8 protein-coding genes are annotated in these 13,840 nt (G+C 42.2%); 6 read left to right on the top strand and 2 right to left on the bottom strand.

Annotated elements, in window-relative coordinates:
* Nucleotides 1–286: 286 nt before the first annotated feature.
* Entirely contained in the window at nucleotides 287–1,045 is a 759-nt protein-coding gene (locus QL986_RS08500; RefSeq protein ID WP_290191463.1) for a sulfite exporter TauE/SafE family protein, read from the top strand.
* On the opposite strand, the gene QL986_RS08495 is transcribed toward QL986_RS08500, so the two are convergent.
* Entirely contained in the window at nucleotides 1,038–1,673 is a 636-nt protein-coding gene (locus QL986_RS08495) for an NAD(P)-binding oxidoreductase (protein ID WP_290191462.1), read from the bottom strand. The two genes, QL986_RS08500 and QL986_RS08495, sit on opposite strands and share 8 nt — an antisense overlap.
* A gap of 291 nt (nucleotides 1,674–1,964) precedes the next feature.
* Complete coding sequence (gene mnmC / locus QL986_RS08490; protein ID WP_290191461.1) at nucleotides 1,965–3,974, bottom strand: bifunctional tRNA (5-methylaminomethyl-2-thiouridine)(34)-methyltransferase MnmD/FAD-dependent 5-carboxymethylaminomethyl-2-thiouridine(34) oxidoreductase MnmC; 2,010 nt, start codon at nucleotides 3,972–3,974, stop codon at nucleotides 1,965–1,967.
* 179 nt (nucleotides 3,975–4,153) lie between these two features.
* Here mnmC and fabB point away from each other — a divergent pair, with 179 nt between their 5' ends.
* From fabB to truA, 5 genes are all read left to right on the top strand, one after another.
* Nucleotides 4,154–5,365, top strand: a complete 1,212-nt coding sequence (gene fabB / locus QL986_RS08485; RefSeq protein ID WP_013465470.1) for a beta-ketoacyl-ACP synthase I — start codon at nucleotides 4,154–4,156, stop codon at nucleotides 5,363–5,365.
* A 108-nt stretch (nucleotides 5,366–5,473) separates the two neighbouring features.
* Nucleotides 5,474–6,595 (top strand): 4-phosphoerythronate dehydrogenase, encoded by a 1,122-nt coding sequence (locus QL986_RS08480; protein ID WP_290191460.1) that lies wholly within the window; start codon nucleotides 5,474–5,476, stop codon nucleotides 6,593–6,595.
* 45 nt (nucleotides 6,596–6,640) lie between these two features.
* Nucleotides 6,641–7,657, top strand: a complete 1,017-nt coding sequence (locus QL986_RS08475; RefSeq protein ID WP_013465468.1) for an aspartate-semialdehyde dehydrogenase — start codon at nucleotides 6,641–6,643, stop codon at nucleotides 7,655–7,657.
* A 351-nt stretch (nucleotides 7,658–8,008) separates the two neighbouring features.
* On the top strand, nucleotides 8,009–12,862 hold the full coding sequence (locus QL986_RS08470; RefSeq protein ID WP_290191459.1) for a FimV/HubP family polar landmark protein: 4,854 nt from the start codon (nucleotides 8,009–8,011) through the stop codon (nucleotides 12,860–12,862).
* Nucleotides 12,863–13,028: 166 nt separating this feature from the next.
* Complete coding sequence (gene truA / locus QL986_RS08465) at nucleotides 13,029–13,823, top strand: tRNA pseudouridine(38-40) synthase TruA (RefSeq protein WP_016899264.1); 795 nt, start codon at nucleotides 13,029–13,031, stop codon at nucleotides 13,821–13,823.
* Nucleotides 13,824–13,840 lie beyond the last annotated feature (17 nt).

Genomic DNA, 13,840 nt, shown 5'->3' with positions numbered 1-13,840 from the left:
AAAAACCCTAAAAAACCCGCAACTTGAGCAATCAAGTCGCGGGTTTTTTTATGGCTAAAATGATTGAATTTATTGTGCATTGATTTATCTTGCGCTGACCGCTGACCGCTGACCGCTGACCGCTGACCGCTGACCGCTGACCGCTGACCGCTGACCGCTGACCGCTGACCGCTGACCGCTGACCGCTGACCGCTGACCGCTGACCCCGAACCCTACAACTAATAGACTAGTCGCTTACTTACCTATTTTTTGTATTATGAGCCAATGAATAACTGCGAGCTTTGATATGGATATTTTTACAACTGAACACATTTCGCCTTTGATCTCGCTTTTACTGATTTTACTGGCGGGGGTTACTTCGTTTGTATCGGCGGCTTTTGGTGCGGGCGGCGGTTTAATGCTGTTGGTGGTAATGGCGTCGGTTATGCCGATGGCAATGGTTGTGCCTGTTCATGGTTTAGTGCAGTTAGGCTCTAATGCCAATCGATTATTGTTAAGTATTGCTCATCTTGATAAGCCGATGTTGTTGTATTTTACTCTGGGTGGGTTAATTGGTGCCGGGTTGTCGAGCCAAGTAGTGAGCGATATTAACCTTGATAGCATGAAGCTGTTTGTGGCTTTATTTGTGATTTATTTACTGTGGGGAACAATCCCTGAATTTAATAAAGACTCACGATTAGGGCGTTTAATAGCGGGTGTAATTACGACATTTATTTCTACTTTTGTGGGAGCAAGTGGGCCTCTGGTGGCGAGTTATTTACACATTAATCATTACGATAAGCTTAAATTTACCGCGACTTTTTCAAGTATTATGACCTTGCAGCATAGCTTAAAAGCCGTTGTTTATGCGGGGCTGGGTTTTAGCTTTTGGCAATGGTTGCCGTTAACACTGGCGATGATTTTAAGCGGAGCCATTGGCACCTGGTTAGGGATTCGTTTACTTAAGCGGCTCTCTGTGGCGCGTTTTAGGGTTATTTTTAAAGTGATTTTAACTCTGCTTGCCATGCAGCTTGCATGGCAAGGGGTGAGTGTAATGCTTACTTAATAGCGGCTTTTATTGGTTTATCGCCATCAAATAACTCAAAAATACGATTGCTATAAAATGAGTTTGTAGCAACGTGAAGCAATGCGTTGGCTACATTTTCGCGGCTAATTTTAGCCTTTGACTGATCGCTAGGGCGCTCTGTTGTTACTTCCAAAGAGGCACTTTCGTCAGTTAATGTTCCTGGGCGGACAATTGTGTAATTGAGTCCACTGTGAATTAAATGCTCATCAGCCATATGTTTTGCTACAAGATAAGGCTTTAAGTCACTATCTATCGCATCAGGATCGTCTGCACCAATAGAGCTGACCATAATAAAGTGTTTTACACCGTGCTCTTTAGAATAAGTTGCTGCTTTTGTCGCTGCCCACAAATCAATAAGTACGGTTTTATCTGTGCCTGTACTTCCACCTGAACCTGCTGCAAAGATAACTTGGTCGCAGCCATTAATGGCACTTGAAAAGTCACCTTCTAAATCCTGTTCAACAATACTTAAAAATGGGCTATCTAAATCACGCAGTTTGCTTTTGTCTCTTACAAGTGCAACAACATTTTGCTCATTTTCTAAAAGTAGTTTGGTAGCCATTTTACCAATTTGACCACTTGCGCCAATAATTAAAGTCTTACTCATAATTAATTCCTTCTCAATATAGTGTAAAGATTGTTCGTACAAACAGACCTTGGGGTAGGAAATTATTTTTAAAGAGTAAATGGGATTTAAACGAGCTTATTTAAAAAAAACATATTAGTGAAAAGTTATTACTTAACTGAGTATTAAAATTAGCTATTTTTTAAGGCGTTTTTTAGAACTTTTTACTCGATCATTATACTTACTTCGGTTACAAAGCTACGGTGGTATAAGCCAATACGTACACTGCGTTCTTGGTAATTACGGTAAAGGGCTTTGTAGGTATTATTACCTTTAAATTTTATTGCGAATAAGGTCACGAACAATAAAGCGGCCTGGGTGAATAGCTTGGCTTACGCGTTCGCTTAGTGGGCGAGGTTCATTGTTTAAACTACTAATTAGGTGCTCGGCAGATAGCGGTGCACTGCATAATGCTCGCGCGCCAAAGCCGGTAAAAATATGCAGGCCCTGTTGTGGTTTTTTTAATGCTTGGTATTGATAGCGCTTACCCAAACGTAAATTAGCAAATGCATGTGTATAGTCAGTTTGCTCCACCCATTCACCGGCCATAGGTAAGTGGTCAATAAAACTACAGCGAACAGCGGCTTTAGCTGAGCTAATTTTGCCTAAGCTGGTGGCAAATTCAGTGTTGTTATAAAAGCTCAGCAGTTGCTCGCGGTTGGTTTGATTATCTTGCTCGGTCACTTCACGACTTTTACTGTTTTTTTCAAAGGTGGCGCCCATACAATGGTGATCTAAATAAGTGGGGGTGAAATACCCCTTATGACACAACACGGTTTTTAGCTTACGTGATTGCGTGCTTGCTTGAACATGTGACACCTGTCCGCGTACGCCAACAATAGGGAGCGTTTTAGTTTGCGCAAATGCATTGCTGTGTTCACCGGCGCAAATAATCACATCGCTAAAAGGGCCAAATGTTTGTTTTTGCGTGGTTAAGTACCAGCCATCGGGTTGTTTGTTAAGTTGCTCAATGTGGCAATTAAATAGGCTCTCAAACTCATTTAATTGCTGTGCGGCATCTAACATAGCACTGACTAACTGGGGGGGATTAACCCAGCCACCTTGTTCAAAAAACACCCCTGAGTAACCTGTTTTAACCCCAGCAATAGCATCACCCTCATTAGCAGTCACATTTCGCATAAGCTGTTCTGGCCACAGTTGTTTATCAGCGAGATTTTGATGACGCTCTGCCAATGTTTTTTTTACTGCATGTTGCAGCACACCACACCACTGGTGATCAAACAAAAAGCCATTGTTGAGTAATTGATTGTAAAGCCGCTTTGCGTATAAAAAACTATGGGCAAATAGTTCACTGTGTGGCGAATTTTTTGCTTGTAAATGCGGATATATAGCCCCTTGTACATTGTGAGATGCCCCCATGGCCGGTTGTTTATCTTGGCAAAATAAGTGGCTTGGTATACCGCGTTTCGCGAGGCTATAAAGAATACAACTGCTCGCTATACCACCGCCAATAACAGCCACATTGGTAAGGGGAGAGAAGTGATGCTCAAAATAGGCGGGGGCCGATTGTTTTGAATTAGCCTGAGCGAGTGTGCCAACTAGCATCTCTCGTTTTCGGCCAAAGCCTTTGGCTTTTTGCATGCTAAAGCCTGCCTCGTTTAGTCCTCTGCGCACAAAGCCCGCAGCGGTAAACGTGGCTAATGTGGCATTGCTTCTAGAAATATCGACCATGGCATTAAATACACTTTGCTGCCACATGTCGGGGTTTTTACTCGGTGCAAAACCATCTAAAAACCATGCGTCAACCAGTCCACTTTGTGGGTAGCTCATGCTATTAATACATTCCAGCACATCACCAAAGTAGAGGTCGAGCACCACAAGGCCATTGGCAAATTCAAGGCGATGACAACCGGTTAAATTAATCGGGTAGTGGGAGACGAGTTGGGCGCTTAAATGACTTAAACTAGGCCAAGCTTGCAAGGCTTGTTTTAAATCATTTACGCTAAGTGGATATTTTTCAAAAGAAATAAAATGCAGTCGTTGCACGTTATTAGACTGTTGACTTTGAACTTGTGGGCATTGCAGGTGGTCATAAAACTGCTGCCATGCATTTAAAAAATTAAGCCCTGTACCAAAACCGGTTTCGGCTATAACAAAGTGCTCACGGTCATGATTTTGTAACCGTGACTCTATATTGTTTTGTTGATAAAACACATAATGAGACTCAGCGAGGCCGTCGTCATTAGAAAAATAAACATCATCAAAGTCATTAGCAACCGGTGTCCCTAAATCATTAAAGTGTATGTGGGCGTTTTTTATCATGACCAATTCAATTTTATAGATAATTTTTTAATTATTTTACGTGTTTTCTTTGAAATAGTCTGGCGTTATTTATAAGCTGTAGGTTCAGAGTACAAGTGTACGCTAGAAAGCTGACCACTTAGGTGATTAAATTCGCGTAAAATAGAACACAATTAAGTATTAAGCTAAGGGAATTACCCATGAGAAGAGCCGTAATAACAGGCATCGGTGTTGTATCAAGCATCGGCAATAATAAAGAAGAAGTATTAGAGTCACTAAGAGCGGGTAAAAGCGGTATTGCTTTTAACCAAGAATTTGCTGATTACAAATTGCGCAGCAATGTATCAGGTAAAATTGATATTGATGTTAAAGAGCATGTTGACCGCAAAGCAATGCGCTTTATGGGTGATGCAGCGGCTTATTCTTATATTTCAATGGCACAAGCGATTGAAGATGCGGGCCTTAGCGACGAACAAGTATCAAACGAGCGCACTGGTTTATTAGTGGGTTCTGGCGGCGGTTCATCAAAGTGGCAAGTAGAAGCGGCCGATATCCTTCGCGAAAAAGGCGTTAAGCGCGTTGGCCCTTACATGGTGCCACGTACTATGGCGAGCACCACCTCGGCTTGTTTAGCAACGCCATTTAAAATTAAAGGCGTTAACTATTCAATTAGCTCTGCGTGTGCAACCTCTGCGCATTGTATTGGCCATGCCGTTGAGCAGATTCAACTAGGCAAGCAAGACGTTATTTTTGCAGGTGGGGGTGAAGAACTTCACTGGACGCTAGCGATGGAATTTGACGCTATGGGCGCGCTTTCGACTAAATATAACGACACACCTGAAAAAGCATCACGTACATACGATGCTAACCGTGATGGTTTTGTGATTTCAGCCGGTGGCGGTATTGTGGTTGTTGAAGAGCTAGAACACGCACTTGCACGTGGCGCGCACATTTATGCTGAAATTACCGGTTACGGCGCAACCTCAGATGGTTACGACATGGTTGCACCATCGGGTGAGGGCGCAGTACGTTGTATGCGCCAAGCAATGCAAAACGTTGATAGCATTGATTACTTGAATACCCATGGTACGTCAACACCCGTAGGCGATGTGAAAGAGCTGGGCGCTATTCAAGAAGTATTTGGTGGTAACTCGCCAATGATCAGCGCAACTAAAGCAATGACAGGCCATGCACTGGGTGCGGCAGGTGTACACGAAGCCATCTTTTCATTGCTAATGCTTGAGCATGGTTTTGTTGCGCCATCTATCAATATTGATGAGCTTGATGAGCAAGCAGCGGGCTTGAACATTGTAACTGAAGCCAAAGACGTTGAACTAAATACGGTTATGTCTAACAGTTTTGGTTTTGGCGGCACCAATGCCACATTAGTAATGAGCAAATACAAAGGCTAAGTTAACCTTTAACTATTTTAAAGCCGAGCAAAATGCTCGGCTTTTTCGTTTGTGCAAATAGGCGGTTGTTCGTTACAATAGAGCCTCATTTTGCCAAACGGATTCACAATGAAAATTCTTGCCGATCAAAATATGCCTTTAGTTGAGCAATTCTTTAAAGATATGGGTGAGGTTGAACGATTTGATGGCAGGCAATTAACTCCAGAACAACTCATTGATGTTGATGTATTACTCACTCGTTCAGTCACGCAGGTCAATAGTGAATTATTAGCACAGGCTAATAAGCTAAGCTTTGTAGGTACAGCCACTATTGGTGTGGATCATATTGATACCGATTTGCTCAACGCAAAAAATATTGATTTTACCAGTGCACCTGGCTGCAATGCGATTGCGGTTGCTGAATATGTGATCAGTAGTTTATTTGCATTAAGTCAAGAAAACGCCAGCCCATTAAGCGGGAAAACAATTGGTATTGTGGGTCTGGGTAATATTGGTAGTTGCCTCGCGCACAAGCTAAAAGCACTTAACGTTAATTTACTATTGTGCGACCCAATAAAGTATGAGCAAGGGCTATTAACCGAGCACGTTGAGCTTGATGAGCTATTAGCGCAGTCAGATATAGTCACGTTTCATGTGCCGTTAGTAAAAACAGGTACGCATAAAACACTGCACATGCTTGATAAAAAGCGCTTAACTACGCTTAAACCTGGGCTTACTTTAATTAACGCCAGCAGAGGTGATGTGATTGATAATCAAGCATTACTTGAGGTGATGGAAGCCGGCGCTGAGCTCGATTTAGTGTTGGATGTGTGGGAAAACGAACCTAACATTTTAACCGAGTTACTTGAGCATGTTCGCTATGCCAGTGTGCACATTGCCGGACATACTCTTGAGGGTAAAGCTCGGGGTACACAAATGTTGTATCAAAGCTTGTGTGAGCTAAAAGGGGTTAACGCAATAAAATCACTTGATGATTTTTTACCGCCTCCTGCAATTAAAAAAGTCGCCCTAGGAAGTAGTTTTAGCGAAACAGATATAGCCCGTTTAGTGCACTTAGTTTATGACGTTCGCCGTGATGATGGCATTTTACTGCGTCACTTGGCCGATGAAGGCTTTGACAGTTTACGAAAAAATTATCCAACCCGACGTGAATTTAGCACCGTGGTGGTTGAAGGTGATAGCACCGAGCTTGCTGCACTTGCGCAGCTTGGTTTTACTACAGCAAACTAATTTAATTAGCACGGTTGTTTTAATCGTGCTTACAGAGGATGAAATATGTCGCAAAAATATAACGTTGCCGTACTCGGCGCTACAGGCCTTGTAGGTCGTCAAATCATTGAAACTTTGGAAGATCGTAAATTTCCGGTCGATCAGCTGTTTTTATTAGCAAGCAGCCGCAGTGCTGGCGAAGATATAAAGTTTCGTGGTGAGACCATAGAAGTACGTGATGTTGAAGGTTTTGACTTTAGCCAAGCGCATATCGGTTTATTTTCTGCTGGTGGCAGTGTATCAGAAAAATATGCCCCTATTGCCGCAGACGCTGGCTGTATCGTTATTGATAACACATCTCATTTTAGAAATGACTTTGAAGTGCCGCTTATTGTGCCAGAAGTAAATGCATCGAGCTTAGCCGATTTTAGAAATCGTAATATTATTGCCAACCCTAATTGTTCAACCATTCAAATGATGCTTGCGCTTAAACCTATTTATGATGCATACGGCATTGATCGTATTAACGTTTCAACTTACCAAGCGGTGTCGGGAGCGGGTAAAGAGGCAGTTGATGAACTGGCTAAACAAACTGCAAATTTAATGAATGCACGCCCAATGGAAAACGAAATATTTCCTAAGCAAATTGCGTTTAATGTAATACCGCAAATCGATAGCTTTGAAGATAACGGCTATACGCGCGAAGAAATGAAAATGGTAAACGAAACGCATAAAATTTTAGGCGATACAACCATTGCGGTAAACCCGACTTGTGTTCGCGTCCCTGTATTTTTTGGTCATTCTGAGTCAATTAATATTGAAACGCGTATGCCTTATGACTTTGAGCATGTAAAGCAACTATTGAGTGATGCGCCAGGTGTTGAGCTAATTGATGATGCTGGCGACTACCCAACGGCTGTGTCGGATGCCAGTGGTAATGATACTGTTTATATCGGCCGTTTACGTGCTGATATTTCACACCCACATGGATTAAATATGTGGGTAGTAAGTGATAATACCCGTAAAGGGGCTGCAACCAATAGTGTACAAATAGCAGAAGAACTGATTGCTAATTATATGTAATTAGCCTGAAAATAGTGATAATTTCAATAAACGGCAAACCACAGTGGTTTGCCGTTTTTTTATGCTTTAACCGCCATTTTTTTGCCACTTATTAACTGAGAGAGTGTAAACATCTTGATAAACAACATAAAAACATTTTTATCATGATGTTTAAGGTATTTATTTTCAATGCGTTGCGATGGATATTATGGCTTAACTGGTTTATAGTTTGTAACTGGAATAGAGCTTGCAATAAAAATAGATTGTAATAAAAATGTGCGTTGGCCACGTGGCTAACAACGGCAAGAATAATCAATGTTTAAGCGCCAATTTTAAAGCGCTGCGTTAACATTTAAACATTAAAGGATCAGCATGCGCGGTTTCGTTTCACTTATTATATTAGCGTCTGCACTGATGGTAACGACTGTTTACTCTCAAGACAGTACCCAATTAAGAGGGCCTAAAGGCGCAGATTACGGCGCGCAGGGTCGCTCTATTGGGCCAATAAAACCAACCGATACACTTTGGCGTATTGCCGTTAAAGTTCGCCCAGATAACTCAGTCAGCATTTATCAAGTTATGCAGGCCTTGTATAACAAAAACCCCAACTCATTTTTAGAACAAAACTTAAATCACATGCAAAGTGGTTCGTATTTAAAAATACCTACTTTGGCAGAAATTAGACGAGTAAACCCGCAATTAGCTAAGCAACGTTCTGAGCAAGACGATGAACTGTGGGAAAAAAAGAAAAATGGCACACTCACTCAAGCAGAGATCAATTCAGCACAAACACAAGTAACCCAAGCCCGCAAAGCAGACGTTGATGAAGCCAAAAAAGAATTACAACAAGAATTAAAAGCGATTAAAACAGATCAAGGTAATAAATTAGTTGAGCTTCAGCAGCAGTTTAAAAGTTCGGTTAGTAACGTAGAAGAGATTTTAGTTGAAAACAACAACCTTAAAAAACAGCTGACAGGTATTTCAAACGAGTTAGAAAACGTTCGTTTACAACTAGGGCAAGATAGTGAAATTCAACAACAGTTAAAAGAATTAATCGTTAAGCAAAACGAGATCATTGCACAGCAAAAATTAAAAGATGCAAAGCAAGAGAATGAATTTAGCTTTGCTGCATTACTCTCGAATCCTTTGGTACTCATTTTATTAATGACCATTCCAGCGTTGTTGATTATTTTTGCTGTAGTTATGTGGCTGCGTAAGCGTGGTAATAACCAAGAGCCTGAGAGTAACGATGATGAATTTATACCACAAGCGCCTGCTTATACTGACCCTTTAGATGAAATGCCAGAACCCACGCTTGACGAAGCGCCTGCTCCCGATCCACTTGATGATTTAAGTGTGCAGTTAGATGAGAACATGGATGACGTATTACTTGATGATGATGTGGAGTTTAATGATGATCTCGATGATGACAGTTTATTAGATCAAGATGAGTTAGAAAGCTTACTTAATGATGATGTTGTTTTTGAAGATGAAAATACTGAGGGCGATGAACTTGATGTTTTCATGCAACAAGATTTTGATAGCCCTGATGAAGATGACACGGGCGATACAATTAATCTTGACGAATCGGATGATATTTTAAGTGCGGATGATTTAGATAGCCTGTTTGATGAAGAAGATGACGATTCATTACCAGATGAACCCCAAGGTGAATCGAATGATGATATGGCTGCACTCAGTGAAGAGCTCGCCGAAGAGGGCGAAGACTTCGACATTGATGATTTACTCGATGAAAATAATGAGCAGGCAACTGACACATCAGCAGACGATGACGAATTTGATATTGACGATTTACTCGATGCAGAGCAACCCGCTACTGCACAAAGTGAAGAAACCGATATTGACAGCTTAGTTGATGAAGATGACGAATTTGATATCGACGATTTACTCGATGCAGAGCAACCCGCTGCTGCACAGAGTGAAGAAACTGATATTGACAGCTTAGTTGAAGAAGATGACGAGATTGACATTGATGACTTGCTTGATGCAGAGCAACCCGCTGCTGCAGAGAGTGAAGAAACTGATATTGACAGTTTAGTTGATGAAGGTGACGAATTTGATATTGACGACTTACTTGATGCAGAGCAACCTGCTGCTGAAGTCGAAAATGCAGAGCCTGATATTGACAGCTTAGTTGATGAAGATGACGAAGTTGATATTGACGACTTACTTGATGCTGAGCAACCGGCTACTGAAGCTCAAAGTGAAGAGCCTGATATTGACAGCTTAGTAGATGAAGACGATGAAGTTAATATTGACGATTTACTTGATGCAGAACAATCGGCTACTGAAGCTCAAAGTGAAGAGCCAGACATCGACAGCCTAGTTGATGAAGACGAAGTAGATATTGACGATGTACTGGATGCGGAGCAACCTGAAAGTGATGTTCATGATTCTGAAATAGATCATGCATTGGCGGACTCAATTGAAGATTTAGCTGACGCGCAAGAAGAGTTAAATAGTGAAGATGTAGAATCTATCGCTTCATCTTTTGCTGAGCCAGAAGTAGAGCCAGAGCCAGGCGTTGAAGCTGAGCCAGGCGTTGAAGCTGAGCCGGAGCTTGAAGAAGAACCTGAACTTGAAGAAGAACCAGAACGTGAAGTAGAACCAGAGCTTGAAGCTGAACCTGAACTTGAAGTAGAGCCTGAGCTTGAAGTTGAAGCTGAGCCAGAAGTTGAAGCTGAGCCGGAGCTTGAAGTTGAGACTGAACTTGAAGTAGAACCAGAGCTTGAAGCTGAACCTGAACTTGAAGTAGAACCTGAGCTTGAAGTAGAGCCTGAACTTGATGTAGAACCAGAACTTGAAGCAGAGCCAGAAGTTGCAGCTGAGCCGGAGCTTGAAGAAGAACCTGAACTTGAAGTAGAACCAGAGCTTGAAGCAGAGCCAGAAGTTGAAGTAGAACCAGAGCTTGAAGCTGAGCCGGAGCTTCAAGCTGAGCCGGAGCTTCAAGCAGAACTTGAACCTGAGCCTGAGTTTGACGTTGGATCTGAAGGTGATTTCACCGATACATCTTCTACATTACTCGATCAAGAGGATGCCTTAGATGAATTTAACGATGAAAACCTTGAAAGTATTGATGATCTGTTAAGTGAGTTAGAACAACCTACCGACGACTATGTAGAAACACCAGATTGGTCAGTTGATGGTGTAGATGATGAACTTAAAGCAGAATCTGAACTTGAAGTAGAAGCTGAGCCAGAAATTGAAGCTGAGACAGAACTTGAAGCAGAGCCAGAACTTGAAGCAGAGCCAGAACTTGAAGCAGAGCCAGAACTTGAAGCAGAGCCTGAACTTGAAGTTGAGCCTGAACTTGAAGTAGAACCTGAACTTGAAGTAGAACCTGAGCTTGAAGCAGAGCCTGAACTTGAAGTAGAACCTGAACTTGAAGTAGAACCTGAGCTTGAAGCAGAGCCTGAACTTGAAGTAGAGCCTGAACTTGAAGTAGAACCTGAGCTTGAAGCTGAGCCGGAACTTGAAGTAGAGCCTGAACTTGAAGCAGAACCTGAGCTTGAAGCTGAGCCGGAGCTTGAAGCAGAACCTGAACTTGAAGCCGAGCCGGAGCTTGAAGAAGAACCTGAACTTGAAGTAGAGCCAGAGCTTGAAGCAGAACCAGAGCTTGAAGCAGAGCCTGAGCTTGAAGCAGAGCCTGAGCTTGAAGCAGAACCAGAGCTTGAAGCAGAGCCTGAGCTTGAAGCAGAGCCAGAACTTGAAGCAGAGCCTGAACTTGAAGCAGAGCCTGAGCTTGAAGCAGAGCCTGAGCTTGAAGCAGAGCCTGAGCTTGAAGTAGAGCCTGAACTTGAAGCAGAGCCTGAGCTTGAAGTAGAGCCTGAACTTGAACCAGAGCTTGAAGCAGAACCAGAGCCTGAGCTTGAAGCAGAGCCTGAGCTTGAAGTAGAACCAGAGCTTGAACAAGATCCTGAGTTTGACGTTGAATCAGAAGATGACTTTACCGATACGTCTTCAACCTTACTCGACCCAGAAGATGCGCTTGACGAGTACGACGGTGAAAACTTTAAAAGCGTTGATGATCTTTTAAGTGAACTTGAGCAAACAAGCGATGCAGATGAACACGTTCCTGATTGGTCACTCGACGATTTAAACGATGAGCTTGATGAAGATGAAATTGATTTAGGTGATGATCCGCTTGCTGGTGATATCCAAAACAATGATTTATCGACAGATGACGATGAGCTATACGAGCCAGAAATAGTTACACCGAGTGAAGAGCTTGAAGAATATCCTGAGTTAGAGCTTGATGATGAGTTGCCTTTATCTGATGAAGAGCATCAATCACTAACACCAGAAGAGCTACAAGGTGATAATTTAGACGGTGATGCAACGGGTATGTCACCAAGTCAAGCAGAGCAAGATCTCGCTAATGCACTATCCGCAGGTAATGATCTCGATAGCTTAGAAGACGATTTTGATGATGAATTATTACTAGACAATGAGTTTTCAGAGTCAAACACTGCGCAAGGTCTAGATAATGAAGTTTCAGAGCCTGAAAAGCTGACTGAACAAATTACAGATGAGCAAAGCGTTAGCACAGACGATGAGTTTGATGATGAACAACTTGATGTTTTAGCTGAATCATCAGAGTTTACTGACGAGCAAACGAACGCTGACCGTGAAGCTGATTTAACGCAAAGCCCAGTATCGCCAGAATCAGACATGATTTCAGATGATGAGCTTGACGATGAGTTCATGGCTGATTTAACACAAACTGATTTTGATGCCTTGCTTAATGAACTGGCAGAACCTGAAAATGTTGATTTAAGTGACAGCAGTGAGTTTGATGTTGATTTTAATAGCTTACTAAGTGAAGACTTAGCTGACGAAAGCGCATCCTCGTTGCAAGAGCCTATTGAGCAACCTGAGGTTACTGAGCCATTAGCGCAGGATGACTTTGTTGATATTGATGCATTGTTAGAGCAAAGCGATGAAGCTGATTTAGATCACGAACCTTACACAGACGTCGATATGGATGTTGGTTTAGGTGAGTATGATTCACTTCTGGCTGGTGATAACCCTATGGATGTTGATACCCAAAGCGGGGGTTACTCAGCTAAGCTTGATCTTGCACATGCCTATATTGAGATTGATGATGCAGACTCAGCAGTTAAAATCCTGGATGAGATCATTAATAATGGCCCGGATGATGTGCAAGAAGAAGCGCAAAGCTTAAAGGCTAAACTTAAAAATTAATAACCAAGCTCCTGTAAGGTATGGTTGATATGAAAACCCGTTATTAGTGATGCTAATAGCGGGTTTTTTGTATTGCATAGTTAGGAACCTTAGTTCGCTGCTTTTATTGGGACGCCATATAGCATAAAATGCAGCGTCGATTAGCACAGTAGGTAAAGCAGTAATTATGCGAGTAGCACTTGGAGTAGAATACAATGGCGCACGTTACAGTGGTTGGCAGCGTCAATCACACGTAAATAGTGTACAACAAGAAGTAGAAAAAGCGTTGTCGCGCATTTGTAATCATCCAGTTGAAATTGTATGTGCAGGGCGTACCGATGCCGGTGTACATGGCACTGGACAAGTAGTGCATTTTGATACACATGCTGAGCGTGAAATGGTGGCCTTTACATTAGGTATGAACACCTTATTACCCAAAGATATTGCTATTCGTTTTGCACAACCTGTGGCGGAAGACTTTCATGCCCGCTTTAGTGCAACTGCTCGTCGTTATCGTTATGTTATTTACAATTATGCGTTTCGTGGTGCGGTATTAAATGAAGGTGTTACACATTTTCATCACCCACTAGATGAAGTGAAAATGCAGCAGGCGTGTCAATATTTACTAGGTGAGCATGACTTTACCTCGTTTAGAGCGCTGCACTGCCAAGCTAATACGGCAACGCGAACGATTCATCATTTATCGGTACAGCGCCAAGGTGCTTATGTCATTATTGATATTAAAGCCAATGCGTTTTTACACCATATGGTACGTAATATTACGGGTTGTTTAATGGATATTGGCTTACACAAACATGAACCAATTTGGTTAAAAGAGCTGCTAGATGTTAAAGAGCGAGCTAAAGCGAGCGCTACAGCAAAAGCAGCAGGTTTATATTTAGTGGATGTTGATTATCCAGATCATTTTAATATCCCTAGAACGCCGCTAGGACCATTGTTTTTAGCCGACAGTGATATTTGATAAGTAACGAGATGTGT

It is taken from the genome of Pseudoalteromonas sp. APC 3250 (genome assembly GCF_030407915.1).
Lineage (GTDB): Bacteria > Pseudomonadota > Gammaproteobacteria > Enterobacterales > Alteromonadaceae > Pseudoalteromonas > Pseudoalteromonas tetraodonis.
The sequence above is the reverse complement of the archived record's forward strand: the minus strand, read 5'-3'. Positions and strand labels throughout refer to the sequence as shown.

What these genes read in the sequence shown, in the direction of transcription:
- QL986_RS08500 (WP_290191463.1), top strand. Translation starts at nt 287, where the DNA reads ATGGATATTTTTACAACTGAACACATTTCGCCTTTGATCTCGCTTTTA.
- QL986_RS08495 (WP_290191462.1), bottom strand. Translation starts at nt 1,673, where the DNA reads ATGAGTAAGACTTTAATTATTGGCGCAAGTGGTCAAATTGGTAAAATG.
- mnmC (WP_290191461.1), bottom strand. Translation starts at nt 3,974, where the DNA reads ATGATAAAAAACGCCCACATACACTTTAATGATTTAGGGACACCGGTT.
- fabB (WP_013465470.1), top strand. Translation starts at nt 4,154, where the DNA reads ATGAGAAGAGCCGTAATAACAGGCATCGGTGTTGTATCAAGCATCGGC.
- QL986_RS08480 (WP_290191460.1), top strand. Translation starts at nt 5,474, where the DNA reads ATGAAAATTCTTGCCGATCAAAATATGCCTTTAGTTGAGCAATTCTTT.
- QL986_RS08475 (WP_013465468.1), top strand. Translation starts at nt 6,641, where the DNA reads ATGTCGCAAAAATATAACGTTGCCGTACTCGGCGCTACAGGCCTTGTA.
- QL986_RS08470 (WP_290191459.1), top strand. Translation starts at nt 8,009, where the DNA reads ATGCGCGGTTTCGTTTCACTTATTATATTAGCGTCTGCACTGATGGTA.
- truA (WP_016899264.1), top strand. Translation starts at nt 13,029, where the DNA reads ATGCGAGTAGCACTTGGAGTAGAATACAATGGCGCACGTTACAGTGGT.